This window comes from Rathayibacter agropyri (genome assembly GCF_013249015.1).
Classification (GTDB): Bacteria; Actinomycetota; Actinomycetes; order Actinomycetales; family Microbacteriaceae; genus Rathayibacter; species Rathayibacter agropyri.
In genome coordinates, this window is the sequence record NZ_JABRPL010000009.1 from 15,214 (window position 1) to 34,929 (window position 19,716).

Below are 19,716 nucleotides of genomic sequence, written 5' to 3' on the forward strand. Positions count from 1 at the left end.
GACGCAGGAGAAGGTCTGTGCAACGATCGCTCGCAACCGTCTCCTCGCGGGACACAGGAGGGAGCGCCATGGCCGGGACGATCGGCAATCACCGCCCCGCCTCGGTGCACTCTGCGGGCGATTCCGAGCTGCTGTCGTTGGTCCGCCAGGGCCGCTCGAATGCGACAGCCGAACTCTGGCGCCGTCACGCACCGGCCGGGCGCACGGTCGCACGCGCCTTCACCAGCGGCGCCGATCCCGATGACCTCGTTTCGGAGGCGTTCCTCCGCGTGCTCGGCGCCGTGGAGCGCGGAGGCGGACCCGAGGGAGCCTTCCGCCCCTACTTCTTCACGGCGATCCGCAACGTCGCCTCCTCCTGGGCGCACCTCCGCCGCCGCGAGCAGCCCCTCGATGAGGGCGACGGTGAGTTGGTGGCCGACGGTCCCGACCCCGAGGAGCAAGCCCTCGCCGCGCTCGAGCGCGACCTCGGCGCGCGAGCGTTCCGGGCGCTGCCTGCGCGGTGGCAGGAGGTCCTCTGGTACACGGAGGTGGAAAGTCTCTCCCCCACCGAGGCCGCGCCGCTGCTGGGGCTGCGAGCCAACGCGGTTGCCGCCCTGAGCGTGCGCGCCCGCGAGGGATTACGCGTCGCCTGGATCCGGGAGCATGTGAGGGATGCGGCGGCGAGTGGCGAGTGCCGATGGGTGCTCGAGCAAGCCGGCGCGCATGCCCGGGGCAGACTGTCCGCCCGCGATCGGCTGCGCGTGCGCACGCACCTCGCCGAGTGCGCGTCGTGCGCCGCGGCGCTGGACGAGGCGGAAAGCGCGGGACGCAGGCTCGCCACCGTGCTGCTTCCGCTGGTCGCGGGCGTTGCCGGTGCTGCGGCGTGGGCAGGTCGGAGCGCGGAGCCCGCGTCGACCGCCGTCGCGTCCGCGGGGCGCAGTGGAGCGCGCACACTGCGTGGGCACGCGCTCGCAGGTGCGGGACCGGTCACGGTCGGGGCGGTAGCGGCGGGCTTCGTACTCGTCAGCGTGATCGGCGTCGCGGCACTCCTGCCCGCCGCTCCTTGGGCGACGATTGCCGTCTCCGAAGAGGCGCCTGCGACGGATGCTGAGACGCCGCTGCCACCATCAGCGGATGCTGGCGAGCCGCAGCCGTCCGCGGCGGACAGCACGGGTGCGACTCCGGCGACGACGGACAGCGCCGCGCCTGCCACGGACGCGCCTACTACGGACACGGGAGCGGCGACCGCGGGGGCCACGGCCTCCGCGGTGAGCGGTTCCGCGGAAGGCGGCTCCGGAAACGGCGACAGCGCCGAAGGCGGCCGAGGAACGACTCCCTCAGCGGGATCAGGCGTTGCACCGCGGCCACCGGAGCAGCAGGACTCAGGAGAAGGAGCCGCAGCGGCGCCTGTCGCTTCCGCCCCGGAATCGCAGCCGGAATCGATGCCGCCCACCGTCCTGGGGACGACGCCCGCCCGGACCCCTCGAGCTGACCCGGCTGCACCGGTCTCCTCGACGTCCACGCCGCCCGCGGCGGCCACTACTCCGGGGTCACCCCCTCGCGGACCAGCGCCAAGGTCGCACCCGACGCCGCGCCCGGGGACTCCGCCCGCTGGGGGCCCATCCGCGGCTCCGGTTCCGGCGCCAGCTCCGGCACCCGCGCCAGCACCAGCACCAGCACCAGCTCCCGCACCAGCACCAGCACCAGCACCAGCACCAGCACCAGCACCAACTCCAGTTGCGGCACCAGCCCCGGCGCCGGCCGACACCCCCGGACCATCTTCCAGCCCGAACCAATTGGCACCGCCTGAGTCCGACCCGCCCGAGTTAAGCCCGCCGGCTGGCGACGCTCCGCCGACCTCCGCGCCAATTCCCGCCCCGCCGTTCCTTCTCCCCACCGTCGAGCTTCCCGATATCGGGGGCATGTCCGACCCCGGCCTCCCCTTCCTCGTCCTGCGCAATCCCCTCCCCAACGGCGAGAGCGGTCCCGCCCTCGCGATCCCGATCGCGCTCGACTGACCGGTGAGCGCCGCCTCCCGCCACCGTTATCCTGAGCGGATGCAGCCCGAGACCGCCGTGTCCGCCTCCGACCGGCCCGCGCACGCGGGTGACGACGCCGCCCGGGTCGGCGAGCGGGAGAACAGCAATCACTGGACGCTGACCTTCGCCTGCCGCGATCTGCCCGGGATCGTGCACGCGGTCTCCGGCGCGGTCGTCCAGGCCCGCGGCAACATCACCGAAAGCCAGCAGTTCTCGAGCGCGGACACCGGGCGCTTCTTCATGCGCCTGCAGGTCGAGTCGCCCATCACGCGCGAGGAGTTCGCCGCCGCACTGCTGCCGATCACCGAGCACTACGGGATGACCTGGCGTCTCGATGTCGTCGACCGGCCGCTCCGGACTCTGGTTCTCGCCTCCACCGCCGCGCACTGCGTGAACGACCTGCTGTTCCGCCAGCGCGCGGGTCAACTCGCGGTGGATGTGCCGCTGATCCTCTCGAACCACGGGAGCCTGCGCGAGCTCGCCGAGTTCTATGGCGTCCCCTTCGAGTCGCACCCCGTCGTCTCGCCCGAGTCGAAGCGGGCATTCGAGGAGCGCATAGGCGAGGTCGTCGAGAAGCACGACATCGAGCTCGTGGTCCTCGCCCGCTACATGCAAATACTCTCGCCCGAGCTCTGCGCACGGCTCGCAGGCCGAGCAATCAACATCCACCATTCCTTCTTGCCGGGATTCAAGGGCGCCAACCCTTACAAGCAGGCGCATGCGCGCGGCGTCAAGCTCATCGGCGCGACGGCCCACTTCGTGACCAGCGATCTCGACGAAGGCCCGATCATCGAGCAGAACGTCGTCCGCGTCGACCACTCGCACTCGGTTGCGCAGCTCGTCGCGATCGGACAGGACGAGGAGAGCCGCACCCTCACCCAGGCGGTGAAATGGTTCACCGAGGATAGGGTTCTGCTGGACGGCGCCCGCACCATCATTTTCCGCTGATCGCGCCGGATAGCATGGTCGGCGTGAATCGAGCACGAGCGGATGCGGCGGCCGACAGCGGAGTCGGACCCAACGCGATCCTGCACTTCCTTCTGGAGCTTGCAGCCCTCGTGACGTTCGCCGTCTGGGGCTTCGCCGCCTGGGACGTCCCGTGGAGCATCGCCGCCGGCATCGGCGCTCCGGTACTGGCTGCCCTGATCTGGGCGCTCTTCCTCTCGCCTCGCGCGGTCCTCGCGATCGACGTCTATGGCCGCGCATTGATCGAGCTGCTCCTGATGGGAGCCGCCGCGCTCGCCTGGTTCGATCTGGGGCAGCCGATCGTCGCAGTGGTCTTCGGCGTCCTCGCCGTCGTCTCGGGCGTCGTCCAGGGGCGCCGCTCGCTCTGATCCGAGTGCGAGCGCGGTGCCACCGAAAGGCGAGTCGCCGACGCGCATCCCTGCCCGGGAATGGCGGACGGCCGCCCCGCTGCTCCCCAAGGAGCGAGCAGGACGGCCGTCGGAGGCGGTCGTGGAGGGCTACTCCGCAGCGCCCTCCTCGCGCTGAGCCAGGGTGCGGCGTCGGAGGCCGATGATCACGGCACCCGAGCCGAGCAGGGCCAGGGCGAGGGCTCCCAGGAGGCCGCCGTCAAACCCCGTGAAGGGCAGCCCGCCCGAGCCCGAACCGGGCGAACCCGGTCCCGGTGGCGGCGACACGGTGGGCGCGCCCGGGCCTGCGGGCGGGCCAGCAGTGGGAGTCGCGGTGGGCTCAGGGCTGCCGGTCGGCTCGGGCGTCGCAGTCGGTTCCGGAGTCCCAGTCGGCGCCGGCGTGACCGCCTCGGTGACATCGACACTCACCAGAGTCGCGAGACCCGAATCCGTGTAGGCGATGCGGCCGAGGTACCGCGCCGGACCGGCGAGGTTCGACCACGAGACCGTGTAGTCGGTCGGCACGCCCTGAACCGCGGCGATCGCCGACGGAGTGGTGCTCAGCGAACCGAGTTTCTCCTCCGGGTCGATCACGAAGCTGCGCAGGTCGAAGGTCGACGTCGCGGAGCCCTCGGGTACCGAGTAGACGTCGGCAGTCACCGTGTAGGTCCCGGCCTTGGGGTCGGCAATATCGACACGCTCGTCGGCTGCTCCGGTCGCCGACGTGAAGGTCGTGGTGCTGCCCTTCAGTGCGACCGTGAGGTCGAGGTCGGCCGCGTCGTCCAGCGAATCGAGGTCAAAGCGCGCAAACGTCGCACCCTCGGGGACATCAACCGTGGCCACGAGAGACTCGCCAACCGGCAGAACAGCCGAATGACCATCCTGCGCCGTGTCGCCCTCGGCGAGGACTCCCTCGGTGAGACCGCTCGCGGAGAGCGGCAGCGAACCGTCAATGCCGGGAATGACCGTGACGGCGGTGGTTCCGGTCGAGCCCGACCCGGAGACCTCGTACGGAGCATCCAGGAGGACCGGACGCACCGCGATCGGGCTGCGAACGTCGTGCTGGGCGCTCGCCCAGGTCAGGTACCCTGCGGCGAACTTGTTGAGCGGAGCATCCCCCGTGGTGAAGGAGACCGTGTACTTGGCGGTCTGCCCCGCTTCCGTGAAGGTGAGGGTGGATGGCGACACGACGGTGTCGATCCCAGCCATCCCGTCGACCGACGCGGTGTAGGTGCCCGGGCCGGTCGACGTCACCGTGCGCGTCACCGTCTGCGTTCCGGCGAGCGCACCGATGGCGACGGACGCCTGGTTGAGGTCGGACGGATCGATCGCGGTGATCGGGTCGATCGACGGACTTGATGGGAAGACGTATCCCGCACCCTTCAGGAACGCGATCCAGTCGCTCGTGCCGCTCTCGTACACCAGCCCAGGGTCGAGGAAGGCAGCCGGATCGACGTGCCCGGCGCCCTGTGCAAAGACGTCCTCGGAGGCAGCCCCCGACTGGTCAACGCTGTCGTAGGCGGAGGTCATCATGGCCGACTTCACCACCGCCGGCGAAGTCTTGGGAGCAGCGCCGAGAATCAGGGCGGCGAGTCCCGCGACGTGCGGCGACGACATCGACGTACCCGACTCGAAGGCGAAGGCGGGGTCGTCGCCCTCGGCATTGAAGCTGTCCGCCAGGATCGCAACGCCGGGCGCCGTGAGGTCGGGCTTGAGCACATCGGCGCCGTCCGCCTCCGCGGGACCGCGGGACGAGAAGCCGGCGACCTGGGGAACGGGAATCACGGTGCCGGTCGAGTTGCCCTTGGAGAGCGTAACTGTGGCGCCGGAGGTCCCGGCGTAGCTGGTGATCGCGTCGTACGCCTGCGAGTCGATCTGGACGCTGGGCACCGAGTGGTCATCAACGTGCAGAGCATTCGGAGTCGGGTTGAGGAGCAGCATCCCGATGCCGCCCGCCCGCTCGACCTCGGCCGACTTCGAGACGCGGGCCGTGACGCCCGCGGTACAGGCGACGATCGTGCCCTTCACCTTGTCGGGGTCGAGGGTGCCGGTCTGGCAGATCGCCGGGTTCTCGGCTCCCGAGCGAACCACATCGGCGCTGTTCACGAGCCGACCCGTGACGTCGTCGTGGACGGAGATCGAGCCGCCGACGAAAGCCTGGCCGTCGCCGAGAGTGGCGGTCGCCGTGTAGGTCGGGATGGAGGACGCTGCGACGGTGGTGTACCACGGCGACGCGTGGTCGAGCGTGGAGGCGCCGGCACCGGAATTGCCCGCGGAGGCAGCGACGAAGACGCCCGCGGAGGCGGCATTGAGGAACGCCTCGTCGATGGCCGTCAGGGTCGAGGTGGCCGAGCCGCCGCCGATCGAGAAGTTGATCACGTCGACTCCGTCCGAGACCGCCGCGTCGATAGCGGCGAGAATTCCCGCTCCGGAACAGAAGTCGTCGTCATCGGTGCCGGGCTCGTCCCCGTTCCAACAGACCTTGTACGCGGCGACTTTGGCGGCCGGCGCGATACCCGAGATCGTGCCGTAGTCGTAGCCGTCGACGCTCGCCTCGACGCCGGCGTTACCGGCCGCCGTGCTCGCGGTGTGCGAGCCGTGTCCGTCCGCGTCGCGGGGCGAGCGGTACTCCGGGTTATCCGTCGAACCGACCTTCTCGCCGCCGAGGAACCAGCGCGCACCGATTAGCTTCTGGTTGCACTCATCGCCGTCCCACTGCTCGGAGGAGGGCAGGCCGGGCGAGCAAGAACCCACGAAGGAGGTGCCGTCCGACTTACGGAAGGTGACGTCCGCGCCGTCGGTGTACGGCACCGCTCCAGGCGATGTCGCCAGCGGAGCGCCCTCGAAAGAGGGGTTCTCGGGAGCGATGCCGGAGTCGATCACGCCGACGACGATGCCCGACCCCGCGCTATCGATGCCGCCCAGTTTCTGCCAGACGCCGTTCTCGCCCTCAAGGCCGAGGAAGTCGGTCGAGCGCTGCTGCCCGGTGTAGGGGACGGGGATGCCCGCCACTGGGGCGAGCGGGGACGCCTCCGCCACCCGATCGACCTTCAGATTTTCGACCTTCCGGACCTGCGCGACATCCTTCCGGCTCGCGAGCTCGCCGGCCTGGTCGCCGGAGAGCGCGGCCGAAAAGCCGTTGAGAGCAACGGTGTAGTGGTAGTCGACCGCCGCATCGACCGTGGCTGCGACGTCCTCCTGACGCTGCTCCAGGTGTGAGGCGTAGTCGTCGACCGCAGCGGAATCGGCCTCCAGTTGCCCGCCAGGCGTCGGAGCGGTGCGGGCGAACCGGGCGTCGCCGCCCTGGTAGGTGGCCGCGGAGGGTTCAACGAGGGTGACGACGTAATCACCGTCGTCGAAGCTTTCGGGGCTGGTGAGTCCCCCGACGATGGACGCTCCGGCTGTAAGAGGAGCGGCGGTCGCTCCGGACGTGGCGAAAGCGGCCGTGGCGGCGACTCCGAGGATGGTCAAGCCTACGAGGATGCGCTTCTCAGCGCGGCGGACGAGTGGACGGTGGGACAGGTGAATCGGCAATCGATGTCCTTACTCACGTTCTCTGGGAACCGGATCGGTTCACGCACAGAGTCGACCCTACGAACTCGATTGCCAAGCTTTGTTACGACCGAGTAACGAAGTTACCGGATCGAGGGCATTATCCGTTGGCACTCCTTCCGGTCGAGTGCTAATCTTGACGTAGTTGAGCCGTCTCGGCTCAACCCAAGGAACTCTTCGTTGCACGACTGAATGGAGTGATCTCAATGGCCATCACCTACGACCCCATCCGTGAACTCGACCGTGTCGCCTCCGCTTTGCTGGGAGCGGGCCAGGGCCCACGCCGCATGCCGATCGACCTCTACCGCGACGGCGACCACTACGTCCTCACCGCCGACCTGCCCGGGATCGACCCGGGCTCGGTCGATGTCGATGTCGACGGGCAGCTGCTGACCATCCGGGCCCAGCGCACCGTCGCGGGCGGAGATGACGTCACCTGGATCACGCGCGAGCGGCAGTCGGCGACCTTCGTTCGCCAGCTCAGCCTCGGACAGGGCGTCGACACCGAGCGCATTTCCGCCTCCTACGACAACGGCGTGCTCTCGGTGACGATCCCCGTCAGCGAGAGAGCGCGCCCGCGGAGGATCGAGGTCGTCTCGAGCGGCCGCCCCGAGCAGGTGCAGCTGAGCGAGTCGTCCGCCGACTAACCCTGGCGGGGGTCTCGAGGCTCTGATCGGCCTCGAGACCCCCGCCAGCGTCACGTTCTACGCTGGTCGGATGCTCGCCTCCACCACGGATGCCGCTGTCGGCGTCCTGCTCCCCCGCGACCTGCCCGCCTCCGAGGTGCTGCCCTACGCCCGCCTTGCCGAGCAGCTCGGCTTCGATGAGTTGTGGCTCGTCGAAGACCTCGGTTTCCGCGGCGGCATCGCCCAAGCCGCAGCCGTCCTCGCCGCCACCGAGCGGATCGTCGTCGGGATCGGCATCCTCCCCGCCGCCGCGAGGACGCCGGCTTTCACGGCAATGGAACTCGGCACCCTCGCCGAACTCTTCCCCACTCGTGTCCACGCCGGGATCGGCCACGGCATGCCGCACTGGATGCGCCGCCTCGGCATCTGGCCGCAGAGCCCGCTGACCCTGCTCGAAGAGCAGTTCGACGCAATCCGCTCGCTGCTCCTGGGCGAGCGGATCAGCCGCTCTGGCCGCTACGTGCACATCGACAATCTTGCGCTTGAATCGCCGCCCCGCGTCGTCCCGCCGCTGCTCGCCGGCGTCCGCGGCCCGAAGTCGCTCGAACTGGCGGGCCGGGTCGCCGACGGCGCGGTCCTCGCCGAGCCGGTGACTCCGGAGTACCTGACCCAGGCCCGAGAGCGAATGGGCACGCCCGGCAGGGTGGTCGCCTACAACGTCGCGGCGGTCGGCGACGATCCGTCCCGCGCGAGGGACGCCGTCCGCCCCGCACTCGAAGGGATCGGCGACCCGGACTGGGTGCCGCACATCGCGCCCCTGCCCTTCGCGGACGACCTCGCTCGGCTCCGCGCCGCGAGCGCCGACCGTGCGGCGTTCGCTCGCGATCTCCCTGACGAGTGGGTCGACCGGCTCGCGGTCGTCGGCACTCCAGACTCTGCCCGCGCGCGCATCGCCGGCTTGCATTCCGCCGGTGCCGCGAGCGCCGTGCTGATGCCGGTCGGACCGGATCCGCTCACGGCAATGAAGCAGCTCGCCCGCGTGCTCTGACCGCCGACCCGGACTCGATTTACGGATCCAGCAACGGCTTCGGCCCGCAGAGTCCGAAGAGTCCTGCGGGCCGAAGCGCGTCGTGCCAGATGTCAGGCCGACATGCGGGCCTGGAGGTTGTCGTCAAGGGTCGCGAGGAACTCCTCCGTCGTCTGCCAGCCCTGGTCGGGGCCAACGAGCAGGGCGAGATCCTTCGTCATCTTGCCGGACTCGACCGTCTTGATGACCACGTCCTCCAGCGTCAGCGAGAAGTCGATGAGCGCCTGGTTGCCGTCGAGCTTGCCACGGTGCGCGAGGCCGCGCGTCCAGGCGTAAATCGAGGCGATCGGGTTCGTTGACGTGGGCTTGCCCGCCTGGTGCTGGCGGTAGTGGCGCGTGACCGTGCCGTGCGCCGCCTCCGCTTCGACAACACTGCCGTCGGGCGTAGAGAGCACGGAGGTCATCAGGCCGAGCGAGCCAAAGCCCTGTGCAACGGTGTCCGACTGCACATCTCCGTCGTAGTTCTTGCAGGCCCAGACGTAGCCGCCTTCCCACTTCATGGCGGAGGCGACCATGTCGTCAATCAGGCGGTGCTCGTAGGTAAGGCCCGCGGCGTCGAAGCGCTCCTTGAACTCGGTCTCGAAGATCTCCTCGAAGATGTCCTTAAAGCGGCCGTCGTAAGCCTTGAGAATCGTGTTCTTGGTCGAGAGGTACACGGGGTAATTGCGCGAGAGTCCGTAGTTGAGGGACGAGCGCGCGAAGTCGCGGATCGACGCGTCCTGGTTGTACTGCACCTGCGCGATGCCGTCGTCGGGCGCCTTATAGACCTCGAACTTCATCGGCTCGGAGCCGTCGTCTGGCGTGAACTCGACTGTCAGCGTGCCCTTGCCCTTGAACACGAAGTCGGTGGCACGGTACTGGTCGCCGAAGGCGTGACGGCCAATGATGATCGGCTTGTTCCAGCCGGGAACAAGCCGCGGGATGTTTGAGATGATGATCGGCTCGCGGAAGATCACGCCACCGAGGATGTTGCGGATCGTGCCGTTGGGCGACTTCCACATCTTCTTGAGGCCGAACTCTTCGACCCGCGCCTCGTCCGGCGTGATCGTCGCGCACTTGACGCCGACTCCATGCTTGTGGATGGCATGTGCGGCATCGATCGTAACCTGATCGTCTGTCTGGTCGCGATATTCGATGCCGAGGTCGTAGTACTCGAGGTTGACGTCGAGATAGGGGTGGATGAGGGTGTCCTTGATCTTCTGCCAGATGATGCGCGTCATCTCGTCGCCGTCGAGTTCGACGACTGTTCCCTCAACCTTGATCTTGGACATTGCTCTCCCATGGTGTCGATGACCCCGCACCTGCGCGGGACGGACGGCTGTGCACCGCTCCGGATGGCCTGCGGCCAGCCTACCCGAGCACCGAAGTGTCTCGATGTCGAGAGAGTTCGCCCTCCCCTCCCAGGAGCGGACCTCCATCGCCCGCCAGGAGGATGCCACCCGAGCACCAGGCCGGTAGATTGACGCCATGAGTGACCTCCGCCTGGAAGAGCTATCCGCGTCGAACATCTCGGCCGTCAACGGACTCAGCCTCAAACCGGGTCAGGAGCAGTTCATCGCGCCGGTCTCGTACTCCGCGGCAGCAGCAGTCATCGACCCTGGAGCCTCCTGGCAGCGCGCCGTCATGGACGGCGACGAGCTGGTCGGTTTCATCCACGCGCACTTCGATCCCGAGGCGGCGGAGGAGTTCCGCAGCTGCATCTGGCGCATCAACATCGACGCGGCGAAGCAGGGTCGCGGAGTCGGCACGTTCGCCGTGCGCGCCACGGCCGAGGAAGCTCGCGCCCGCGGCTATGCCACCCTCACCGTGATTTGGGAGTCGGGCGAGGACGGCCCTGAGCAGTTCTTCCGCTGGATCGGCTTCGAGGTCATCGGAGAGACGCAGTACGGCGAGAACATCGGGGCGCTGACGCTCTGAACGCGGTCCACGGCAAGGCGGACCCGCCCGACTTCGTCACCGCAGTCCTCGACGTGGTCGACGCGATTCCTCCGGGGCGCGTCATGGCATACGGCGACATCGCAGCGGTGCTCGGCACGCGGGCCGCGCGCGCGGTGGGGACCGTGCTGGCGCGCTACGGCTCTGACGTCGCCTGGTGGCGTGTCGTGCGTTCTAGCGGCGCGCCTGCACTCGGGCAGGAGTCGCGCGCCCGGGTGGAATACGAGCGCGAAGGCACGCCGCTGGTCGTCGCTCCGGCCAGCTACCGCGTCGACGTGCGCGCCGCCCGCTGGCGCCCGTGACCTGCGCCTCTGTGTCCGATGTGCAGGAGCTTGTCCGATCTGCAGGACTGCGTGCGATTCGCAGGTCTGCGTGCGATTCGCAGGACTGCGTGCGATCTGCAGGACTGCGTGCGATCTGCAGGGCATCCGGGCCACAACCGCGTCATAGCGCGGAGAAACCGCCTCCGTCGAGGATTCCCCTGCGAATCGCACGACCTCCTGCGAATCGCACGACCTCCTGCACATCGCACGCGCTCCTGCACATCGCGCCCTCCGGCAGCGGCGTCAGACGAGGGAGTCGCGCCACGCGGCGTGCAGAGCGGCGAAGCGGCCCTCGCCGACGATGAGCGCCTCCGGAGTGCCGTCCTCGACGATGCGGCCGTGCTCCATCACCAGCACGCGGTCCGCGATGGCGACCGTGGAGAGGCGATGCGCGATAATCACCGCGGTGCGGTCGGCCAGCAACGTCTGCAGTCCCTGCTGCACCAGCCGCTCGCTCGGGATGTCGAGCGACGAGGTCGCCTCGTCAAGAATGAGCACCGCCGGATCGGCGAGGAAGGCGCGCGCGAACGAGATGAGCTGCCGCTGGCCCGCCGAGACGCGCCCGCCGCGCTTGTTCACGTCGGTGTCGTAGCCGTCCGGCAGCGCCTGGATGAACTGGTGCGCACCGACGGCATGCGCCGCGCGCACGATCTCGTCATAGGAGGCGGTCGGCCGACCGATCGCAATGTTGTCGGCGACGGACCCGGAGAAGAGGTACGCCTCCTGCGTGACCATCACAATCGCGCGCCGCAGGTCCTTCGGATGCAGCCTCCGCAGGTCGACCCCGTCGAGGGTCACCACTCCGTCGCTCGGGTCGTAGAAACGCGAGATGAGCTTGGCGAGGGTGGTCTTACCCGCGCCCGTTGAGCCGACGAGAGCGATGGTCTGTCCGGCAGGGATGTCGAGGTCGAAGCGCGGGAGCACCTCCCGATCGCTCGTGTAGGCGAAGCGGACGCTCTCACAGCGCAACCGACCGCGAGCCTGGCGGAGGTCGATCGGGCGGGTCGGGTCGGGAACGCTCGGCTCCTCAGCCAGCACGCCCGAGATCTTCTCGAGCGCGGCGGCGGCCGACTGGTAGGAGTTGTAAAACATCGCCATCTCCTGCACCGGATCGAAGAAGCGCCGGGTGTACAGCAGGACCGCCAGCAGCGCGCCGATCTCGAGGCCGCCGTCGAGCACCCGCACGCCGCCGATGAAGAGCACCACTGCGACTGTCACGTTTCCGATCAGCACCAGGCCGGGATCGAAGGTGCCGAACACGCCGAACACGCGCTTGTAGGCGAGACGGTACTGCTCGACCACGGCGCCGAACACTGCCTCGTTGCGCTTCTGCGTGCGGAACGTCTGCACCGCGCGGATGCCGGTCATCGACTCCACGAAATGCACGATCAGTCTGGACGAGGCGACGCGCGTGCCGCGGAACAGCGCCTGCGAGCGCTTCTGGAACCAGCGGGTGAGCAGCGCGAGCGGCACCAGGGCACAGGCGAGCACAAGGCCGCTCACGCCGTCGAGCGACACGAGCGCGATCGCGACGAAACCCATGTAGAGCGCGCCCTGAACGAGCTGGTTGATCCCGGAGTCGAGGAGTTCCCTGATGGAATCGAGGTCGCTGGTCTGGCGCGAGATGATCCGGCCGGACGTGTAGTTCTCGTGGAACTCCAGGCTCAGCTTTTGCGTGTGCAGGAAGACGCGCTTGCGCAGGTCGATCAGGATCGATTGGCTCACCCGCGCCGAGAGCACGGTGTACCAGGCCACCAGCACCGCGCCGACCACACCGGTGAGCACGTAGGCGGCCACGATGACAGCGAGCGGAGCGGCGTCGCCGTCAAGGACCGCAGGGAGGCCGTTGTCGATCCCGGCCGCGATGAGGGCGGGACCGGCGACCTGTGCCGCCGTCGAGACGATGACCACGATCGCGGTGAGCACGAGGCGCAGTCGCAGGGGCCGCAGCAGCGAGCCCAAGAGCCGCAGCGAGCGCCGCCGAAGCTCGGACGACTCCGCACGGCTGAGGTCGTCGCGCTCCTCGGTCGAACCGAGCATGCTCATGATCTCGTCTCCTGGTGGGTCGTGGTCGCGAGACGCGAGCCGACGCGCTCGCTCCCGACAGGACGGGTCAGCTCGTCCTCCTCGAGGCTCGAGATGACGAAGCGGTAGTGCTGGCTACTGGCCAGCAGCTCGCTGTGGGTGCCCACCGCAGTGACGCGCCCCTCCTCGAGCAGCGCGACGCGATCGGCGAGCGCCACCGTCGAGGGGCGGTGGGCGACGATGATCGCGGTCGTGTCGCCGAGGACGCGACGCAACCCCGCCTCGACCCGCGCCTCTGTATCGACATCGAGCGCCGAGAGCGGATCATCGAGCACCAGCACCATCGGCCGTGCGGCTACGGCGCGAGCGAGCGCGAGCCGCTGTCGCTGTCCACCGGAGAGGCTCATCCCCTCCTCCCCCACCTTCGTGTCAAGCCCGTGGGGGAGCCCCTGCACGAAGTCGGCCTGCGCGATGTCGAGAGCCTCGAGCAGCTCCTCCTCGCTCGCATCCGGGTTGCCCAGGAGGACGTTCTCGCGGACCGAGGTCGAGAACAGCGTCGCGTCCTCGAAGGCCATGCCGATGTGCGTGCGCACTTCGTCGCGGCGGAGGTGGCGCACGTCTACTCCGTCGAGCTCGATCGCCCCGCCCGTCACGTCGTACAGGCGTGGGAGCAGCGCGGTGAGCGTCGTCTTGCCCGAGCCGGTGATGCCGACGAGTGCCATCGTCTCGCCCGGCTCGACCTCGAGGTCGACGCCGTCGAGCAAGTCTGGGTCACGCTCGGGAGCGTCCTGGTAGCGGAAGTGGACGTCGCGGAAGCGGACCCGTCCGCGCGGCTCGGTGATCGTCGCAGGCTTTTCCGGATCGGTGATGGTGTTCCGGCTGTCCATCACCTCGAAGTAGCGATCCACTGCAGTCCGCGTGTCAAAGGTCATCGAGAGGAGGAACCCGATCGACTCCACGGGCCAGCGCAGGACCGTCGCGGTGGCGAAGAAGGCGAACAGCTCCCCCACGCTCAGCTGCCCGTCGGCGGCGAGCCAGACTCCACCCAGAAGGCAGAGCGCGAACGCAATGTCGGGCACCAGGAGCAACACGAGCCAGATTCCCGCAATGGCCTTCGCCTTGTCGAGCTCGGTGCCGCGTAGCTTTTCGGCCTGACCGGCAAAGTTCTCGAGCGCGTGCTGGTGGCGGCCGAACGCCTTCAACACGCGGATGCCGTGCACCGACTGCTCGACGGTGGTCGCGAGGTCGCCCGCCTGGTCCTGGCTCCGGCGGGCGATGCTCGAGTAGCGCTTCTCAAACGCGAAGCCATAAATCCAGACGGGGACCGAGCAGACGACGAAGAGGACGCCGAGGATCGGGTTCCAGTAAACCAGGACGCCAAAGCCGACCACGATCGTTAGGGCGTTCACGACCAGCAGCACGAAACCGAAGGCGATCCAGCGCCGGATCAGGCTGAGATCGCTCATTGCCCGCGAGAGCAGCTGTCCGCTCTGCCAGCGATCGTGGAAGGACACGGGGAGATCCTGCAGCTGGCGGTACAGCGCCGAGCGCATGCGGGCCTCAACCCGGGTGCTGGGGGTGAGGACCATTCGCCGCCGCAGTGCGATGGCGCCGGCCTCGAGGATCCCGAGCCCCAGGATAAGAGCGACCGGGCCGATCAGCGGCCCAAGATCACCCGCGCCGGCAGCCGTCGCTCCGTCGCCGAGCGGCCCGTCGACAAGCTGCTGCAGGACGAGCGGAATCGCGAGCGAGACCAGGCTCGCCACGAGAGCGACCCCGATGCCGCCGATCAGGCGTGGTCGGGCATCGCCGACGAATGGAACCAGGCGCAGGAGGGTCCGCAGCGTGCTCGGGCGAGATGGCGTGGGAGCGCCGGAGGACGCGGGGGCGGGTGAAGACACGGTGCTGTGCTTTCGCGACGAGGTGGGGGATCCGCCGGAGCGGGAGAGGGGGATGCCGCTCAAGTCGGGAGCTTGGGCAGCCTCACAGGCTATACCCGGGCACCGGCCTCGTCCACCAGACAACGCGATGGCCACTCACGGCGCCGGCGTCAGCGCACGCGCACCGAGAGGCCCGTGGCCCGCCCCTCCAGAACGCAAAAGTTGTCGCACTCGGCGTCGAATGCGACAACTTTTGGACATTCGCAGAAGTGAAGTTACGAGCGCCCGGCTCCCCGAACTCGGGAGGTGCCGCGAGGGCGACAGACAACTCAGTGGAAGAAGTGCCGCTGCCCCGTCGTGTACATGGTGATGCCCGCGCGGGTCGCCGCGTCGACGACCTCCGCGTCGCGCACCGAGCCACCGGGCTGCACGACGGCTTTCACTCCGGCGGCCAGAAGCACTTCGAGGCCGTCCGCGAAGGGGAAGAACGCGTCGGAGGCAGCGACGGAGCCGGTCGCGCGGTCACCGGCCCGGGTAACAGCGAGGTGGCAGGAGTCGACGCGGTTGACCTGACCCATGCCGACGCCAACCGAGGCACCGCCCTTCGCGAGCAGGATTGCGTTCGACTTGACCGCGCGGCACGCTTTCCACGCGAACTCAAGGTCGAGCATCGTGTCGGCGTCGGCCGGCTCGCCCGCGACGAGCTGCCACCCGGCACTGACCTCACCGGGCCCGCCGACGAAACGGTCCGGTTCCTGCAGCAGAATACCGCCCGAGATCTGCTTGAACTCGCGCTCGACCGGGGCGTAGAAGTCGGGCAGCTGCAGCAAGCGCAGGTTCTTCTTGGCCTTCAACACCTCGAGCGCCTCAGGCTCAAAGCCCGGCGCAACCAGCACCTCGGTGAAGATCTCCTTGACCGTCTCGGCCATCGCGAGGGTGACGGGCCGGTTCGCGGCGATGACTCCTCCGAACGCCGACACCGGGTCGCACTCGTGCGCGCGGCGGTGGGCGGAGGCGATGGGATCAAGGGCCTTGGCGCTCGCGATTGCGATGCCGCAGGGGTTCGCGTGCTTGATGATCGCGACCGCGGGGAGAACGAAATCGTAGGCCGCGCGGACGGCCGCGTCGGCGTCGACGTAATTGTTGTACGACATTTCCTTGCCGTGCAGCTGCGTCGCCTGGGCGATGCCTGCGCCATCGGGCGAGACGTAGAGCGCCGCCTTCTGGTGCGAGTTCTCTCCGTAGCGCAGGACCTGCTGGAGAGTGCCGCGGATATCGACGGACCCCTCGACTCCCTCGGTCGCCTCCTGCCCGGCGAACCACGAGGCGACGGCGGAGTCGTAGGAGGCGGTGTGCGCAAAGGCGCGCGCCGCGAGCGTGCGCCGAGCGGCGAGGGTCGTGCCGCCGGCGGAGAGGGCGGCGACGATGCCGGAGTAGTCGGCCGGGTCGACCACGATCGCCACATTCGCGTGGTTCTTCGCCGAGGCACGGACGAGGGCCGGGCCGCCGATGTCGATGTTCTCGACCACGGTGGCCGCGTCGGCGCCGCCGGCAACGGTCTCGCGGAACGGGTACAGGTTCACGACGACCAGCTCGAACGCTCCGATGTCGAGCTGCTCGAGCTGCTCGCGGTGCGAGGCGAGGCGCAGGTCGGCGAGAATGCCCGCGTGCACGGCCGGGTGCAGCGTCTTCACCCGCCCGTCAAGCGACTCCGGGAAACCGGTGACGGCCGAGACGTCGGTCACCTCGTGACCGGCGCCGCGGAGGGTCGCGGCGGTCGAGCCGGTCGAGACGAGTTCGACTCCGGCTGCGGCGAGCGCCGCTCCGAACTCGAGCAACCCGGTCTTGTCGCTGACCGAGATCAACGCCCGACGGACGGGGACCACGTCGCGGTCGTCATAGCTGCTGGGGTCGTGTGCGGTGATGCTCATGCGCGGGCGAGTTCCTCGAGGTCGACGGTTCCGTGGGCGATGTCGAGCACCGTCTGCACCAGCAGGCGACGCTCGATGGTCTTGATGCGTTCGTGCAGCGCCGCCTCGCTCTCGCCGGGGAAGACGGCAAGGCTCTCCTGGGCGATGATCGGGCCGGTGTCGACTCCGGTGTCGATGACGTGCACGGTGACGCCCGTCTCGACGGCGCCGGCCGCGAGCGCATCGCGGACGGCGTGCGCGCCGGGGAACAGCGGCAGGAGCGCGGGGTGCGTGTTGATCATCCGCGGGCTGAGCGCGTCGACCACGACGGGCGGCAGGATTCGCATGAAGCCAGCGCACACCACCAGGTCGGGCTGCCACTCGCGGACACGGTCGAGTAACGCCGCTCCCCACTCGTCCCGCGAGGCGAAGGCGCGCGGCGCGACGGTGAAGGCGGGGACGCCACGCTCGTGGGCGTGGCGGAACCCCTCTGCGTCGGTGTCACTGCCGACAGCGACGACCCGCGCGGGAAAGCCTTCGTCGCCGGTGGCCTCCAGCAGGGCGCGGAGGTTCGATCCGCCGCCGGAGAGGAGCACGACCAACTTGAGCACTGCGCAAGTCTAGGTGTACTGGCCGGGGAGGTTGGTTGAGGTGTGGCGACTCGCGGTAGCCGGTAGAGCGGAGAGGAGGACTTCCCGGTTGAGAGTCGAGCCGATACCGCTTCGACTCTGACCAGAGGTCGCCCCACGCTCACGCTGCTCTCGCGCCTCGGCATCGCTCATGCACCGGCTGGCTCGTCCTCGATGACAGATGGGCGGCCTCGGCCACGGCAGCGTCCTTTGTAGTGGGCGGGTCCATGCCGCCCGAGTCCTCCGAAACGAGTTTGGCCCATAACGCCACCGGAAAACACTCACCCATCGCATCTCACCAATATCCCTGGACAGCACAACTAGTGGTTGCTAAAGTAAGAGCCAGCGGAATCCTCCGCGATAAAGCATAATAGGAGGCACGAGAATGACACAGGGCTACGCCATCGCCTGGGACGCGCTTGCGGAAACTATCGGAGCGGCCCGAGGTAATTCGTCCGGAAGCATCAACGAGCTGGACCACCTCAACATTGATCAGCGACTGAAGGTCGTCCAGATTGCGGCACTGCTGGCAGTATGCGAGGAAGTCTCCGCACTGAATCCGAACAACACGATAACCCGTGGTGCAGATGGAACAGTGCGAAACGGATGGGGATTACCGATCCCCGAATAAGCGACTACCCGGTCGCGACGGAGGGCAAACCCTCGTGGCTTGCCCCTCACGCGTTGCAGAATTGGCTTCGGATGTAACCGCCGCCCCTCGTTTGGGCCAATCCCTTCGTTGTGCCGTTCGACCGACCTTAGCGCCACCATCCAATGACGGGATGCAGCCCTCTCGTGACTGTTGACGCCGGAATCCTTCTCGTTCCTCCATGTCCACCTCGACCCTTTGCGCGGGGCACAGAGCGTGACATATGTTCACATATACCTCCCAGAGGTGAAGCTAAACATCTAGCCGAGTTCGTGTGCAAAGTCTGTGGTCGCCCCCGTAGTGAGCACTCGAGAGCCGAAGTAGTTGGCAGCATTTATGCTTACCCATTCTTGCGGCTGGACACAGCCACGCCAGCAACGAGTACGAGGCAGGTGACGCCCGCTTCAACCACCAAAAACCAAGGAAAAGAAAGGTTGAAAAGCGCAGCAAGCACGCCCCCCAGAACTACCCCGAATCCGATGACGGCCGCGAAAACCCAGGGGCGAAGGCCCCACAGCAGAGGCGCCCCTGCCGGTACATTTTTGATTTTTTTGTTCATAACACACCCTTCAGCAAGAGAAAGCGCCCTGTATAATTCCTCCAAGCAACCCGCCGGTGGCGCCGATGACGGTCCCCGCCGGGCCGACGAGGGTGCCTCCGAACCCTCCGATCACAGCTCCGCCGACACCGTTACCGGACACGCAATGGCCCCATTCCTGCGAGCCCCAGTCAGAAAGAACGTGCGCATCCGAGCGAGTTATTGCTACATTGCTCGGTTGAGTAGGATCGCTTGGCCCCAGTGAGAACGTCAGACTCCCATCAGCATCTATCGTCCAGTCTCCGTCGACCGACGCACCATTCGCAACATCGATGTGTCGGGGAAGTGAATCGGTAATGCTGACACCATCGCTAAATGCTACGGAACCATCCCCCAATCGAACCAGTGAGGTACCAGCAGCAGTTCGGGCGTGAAGTTTCACAGCGGAGGTGGACACCTCTTTCACTTGCAGCTCCACCATTCCTGGAGCCAGGGGTTCATCCGAAGAAGCCGAGTCTTTCGCCAGAGTCATTACTCGTCCGCTCGGTCCCAGCTCAGAGGAATTTTCCGCCCATGCGGGCGCAGCGAAGGAACACGCCCCTGTGGTCACAATCACCGCTGCACCAATGAGGGCAAATGCGCGCATATTTCCCGTCCTTAAGATAGCCCAATCGCAGATAGAAAGGGGTAACATATTTTTTCCTCACCCTGTTCGGCGAGTCGCGTCAAAAACACCACCGCAGAGCCAATAGCAACCACTATTACGCACCCGTCGGCGCAGTAAGCTTTCAAGTTCCTTCGAGTTGACTCATAAGGGGAGGAGCCTCGCTGTTCCCACGAGCAGCAGCGCGTGAAGGCGTTCGTGTCGGCGGTGTGGCCACTCAGTCGCCCGCGTCCGCGAATCCCTCGGCACTTTCGTGGCATTCATCTGCCTTGCACTAATGGCGCCCGGCGATTAATTACTGTCACCTTACTCGTCGCGCGAGGCGAAGTCGCGCGGCGCCACGGTGAAGAAGGGGATGCCGCGCTCGTCGGCATGACGGAAGCCCGCGGCGTCGGTGGCGCTTCCGACCGCGACAATGCAGGCCGGGAAGGTTGGTTGAGGTGTGGCGACTCTGGGGTGACCCAGGGATTCCGGACCACGTCCTCGGTTTGAATCTATTCCACGGGCTGTAGTTTTTTGAGTATCTCG

General features: G+C 67.7%; 15 protein-coding genes. 8 read left to right on the forward strand and 7 right to left on the reverse strand.

Annotation, left to right across the window (positions count from 1 at the left end):
• The first annotated feature begins 68 nt into the window (after positions 1 to 68).
• Genes HRF29_RS14070 through HRF29_RS14080 form a run of 3 tightly spaced genes read left to right on the forward strand, consistent with a single transcriptional unit; the run spans position 69 to position 3,352 of the window.
• The gene (locus tag HRF29_RS14070; RefSeq protein ID WP_173249476.1) at positions 69 to 1,997 is read left to right on the forward strand and encodes a sigma-70 family RNA polymerase sigma factor; all 1,929 of its coding nucleotides are present in this window, start codon (positions 69 to 71) and stop codon (positions 1,995 to 1,997) included.
• 39 nt (positions 1,998 to 2,036) lie between these two features.
• The gene (purU, locus tag HRF29_RS14075) at positions 2,037 to 2,966 is read left to right on the forward strand and encodes a formyltetrahydrofolate deformylase (protein ID WP_173249477.1); all 930 of its coding nucleotides are present in this window, start codon (positions 2,037 to 2,039) and stop codon (positions 2,964 to 2,966) included.
• A gap of 23 nt (positions 2,967 to 2,989) precedes the next feature.
• Entirely contained in the window at positions 2,990 to 3,352 is a 363-nt protein-coding gene (locus tag HRF29_RS14080; protein WP_343043756.1) for a YrdB family protein, read from the forward strand.
• A 129-nt stretch (positions 3,353 to 3,481) separates the two neighbouring features.
• Here the strand turns inward: HRF29_RS14080 and HRF29_RS14085 are convergent, their stop codons facing one another.
• Positions 3,482 to 6,841 (reverse strand): S8 family serine peptidase, encoded by a 3,360-nt coding sequence (locus HRF29_RS14085; protein ID WP_173249479.1) that lies wholly within the window; start codon positions 6,839 to 6,841, stop codon positions 3,482 to 3,484.
• A gap of 287 nt (positions 6,842 to 7,128) precedes the next feature.
• Between HRF29_RS14085 and HRF29_RS14090 the strand changes: the two genes are divergently transcribed.
• Positions 7,129 to 7,569, forward strand: a complete 441-nt coding sequence (locus tag HRF29_RS14090) for an Hsp20/alpha crystallin family protein (protein WP_173249480.1) — start codon at positions 7,129 to 7,131, stop codon at positions 7,567 to 7,569.
• Positions 7,570 to 7,639: 70 nt separating this feature from the next.
• A complete protein-coding gene (locus tag HRF29_RS14095) occupies positions 7,640 to 8,596 on the forward strand; it encodes an LLM class flavin-dependent oxidoreductase (RefSeq protein ID WP_173249481.1) in 957 nt (318 codons plus the stop codon).
• 92 nt (positions 8,597 to 8,688) lie between these two features.
• Here HRF29_RS14095 and HRF29_RS14100 read toward each other — a convergent pair whose 3' ends face one another.
• On the reverse strand, positions 8,689 to 9,906 hold the full coding sequence (locus HRF29_RS14100) for an NADP-dependent isocitrate dehydrogenase (protein WP_173249482.1): 1,218 nt from the start codon (positions 9,904 to 9,906) through the stop codon (positions 8,689 to 8,691).
• Between the two features lie 196 nt (positions 9,907 to 10,102).
• Between HRF29_RS14100 and HRF29_RS14105 the strand changes: the two genes are divergently transcribed.
• A complete protein-coding gene (locus HRF29_RS14105; RefSeq protein WP_173249483.1) occupies positions 10,103 to 10,552 on the forward strand; it encodes a GNAT family N-acetyltransferase in 450 nt (149 codons plus the stop codon).
• Entirely contained in the window at positions 10,549 to 10,872 is a 324-nt protein-coding gene (locus tag HRF29_RS14110; RefSeq protein WP_173249491.1) for an MGMT family protein, read from the forward strand. Before HRF29_RS14105 ends, HRF29_RS14110 begins: the two co-directional genes overlap by 4 nt.
• A 264-nt stretch (positions 10,873 to 11,136) precedes the next feature.
• Here HRF29_RS14110 and HRF29_RS14115 read toward each other — a convergent pair whose 3' ends face one another.
• The 4 genes from HRF29_RS14115 to purN form a co-directional block, all read right to left on the reverse strand.
• Entirely contained in the window at positions 11,137 to 12,939 is a 1,803-nt protein-coding gene (locus tag HRF29_RS14115; RefSeq protein ID WP_173249484.1) for an ABC transporter ATP-binding protein, read from the reverse strand.
• A complete protein-coding gene (locus HRF29_RS14120) occupies positions 12,936 to 14,819 on the reverse strand; it encodes an ABC transporter transmembrane domain-containing protein (RefSeq protein ID WP_173249485.1) in 1,884 nt (627 codons plus the stop codon). Before HRF29_RS14120 ends, HRF29_RS14115 begins: the two co-directional genes overlap by 4 nt.
• A gap of 308 nt (positions 14,820 to 15,127) precedes the next feature.
• The gene (purH, locus tag HRF29_RS14125) at positions 15,128 to 16,729 is read right to left on the reverse strand and encodes a bifunctional phosphoribosylaminoimidazolecarboxamide formyltransferase/IMP cyclohydrolase (RefSeq protein WP_173249486.1); all 1,602 of its coding nucleotides are present in this window, start codon (positions 16,727 to 16,729) and stop codon (positions 15,128 to 15,130) included.
• A complete protein-coding gene (gene purN / locus HRF29_RS14130) occupies positions 16,726 to 17,319 on the reverse strand; it encodes a phosphoribosylglycinamide formyltransferase (RefSeq protein ID WP_173249487.1) in 594 nt (197 codons plus the stop codon). Before purN ends, purH begins: the two co-directional genes overlap by 4 nt.
• Positions 17,320 to 17,722: 403 nt before the next feature.
• Here purN and HRF29_RS14135 point away from each other — a divergent pair, with 403 nt between their 5' ends.
• Positions 17,723 to 17,968: a hypothetical protein gene (locus HRF29_RS14135; RefSeq protein ID WP_173249488.1), complete on the forward strand. Its 246-nt coding sequence runs from the start codon at positions 17,723 to 17,725 to the stop codon at positions 17,966 to 17,968.
• 358 nt (positions 17,969 to 18,326) lie between these two features.
• Here HRF29_RS14135 and HRF29_RS14140 read toward each other — a convergent pair whose 3' ends face one another.
• Entirely contained in the window at positions 18,327 to 18,545 is a 219-nt protein-coding gene (locus tag HRF29_RS14140) for a hypothetical protein (protein WP_173249489.1), read from the reverse strand.
• Between the last annotated feature and the right edge of the window lie 1,171 nt (positions 18,546 to 19,716).

What these genes read in the sequence shown, in the direction of transcription:
- HRF29_RS14070 (WP_173249476.1), top strand. Translation starts at nt 69, where the DNA reads ATGGCCGGGACGATCGGCAATCACCGCCCCGCCTCGGTGCACTCTGCG.
- purU (WP_173249477.1), top strand. Translation starts at nt 2,037, where the DNA reads ATGCAGCCCGAGACCGCCGTGTCCGCCTCCGACCGGCCCGCGCACGCG.
- HRF29_RS14090 (WP_173249480.1), top strand. Translation starts at nt 7,129, where the DNA reads ATGGCCATCACCTACGACCCCATCCGTGAACTCGACCGTGTCGCCTCC.
- HRF29_RS14095 (WP_173249481.1), top strand. Translation starts at nt 7,640, where the DNA reads ATGCTCGCCTCCACCACGGATGCCGCTGTCGGCGTCCTGCTCCCCCGC.
- HRF29_RS14100 (WP_173249482.1), bottom strand. Translation starts at nt 9,906, where the DNA reads ATGTCCAAGATCAAGGTTGAGGGAACAGTCGTCGAACTCGACGGCGAC.
- HRF29_RS14105 (WP_173249483.1), top strand. Translation starts at nt 10,103, where the DNA reads ATGAGTGACCTCCGCCTGGAAGAGCTATCCGCGTCGAACATCTCGGCC.
- HRF29_RS14115 (WP_173249484.1), bottom strand. Translation starts at nt 12,939, where the DNA reads ATGAGCATGCTCGGTTCGACCGAGGAGCGCGACGACCTCAGCCGTGCG.
- purH (WP_173249486.1), bottom strand. Translation starts at nt 16,729, where the DNA reads ATGAGCATCACCGCACACGACCCCAGCAGCTATGACGACCGCGACGTG.
- HRF29_RS14135 (WP_173249488.1), top strand. Translation starts at nt 17,723, where the DNA reads ATGACACAGGGCTACGCCATCGCCTGGGACGCGCTTGCGGAAACTATC.
- HRF29_RS14140 (WP_173249489.1), bottom strand. Translation starts at nt 18,545, where the DNA reads ATGAACAAAAAAATCAAAAATGTACCGGCAGGGGCGCCTCTGCTGTGG.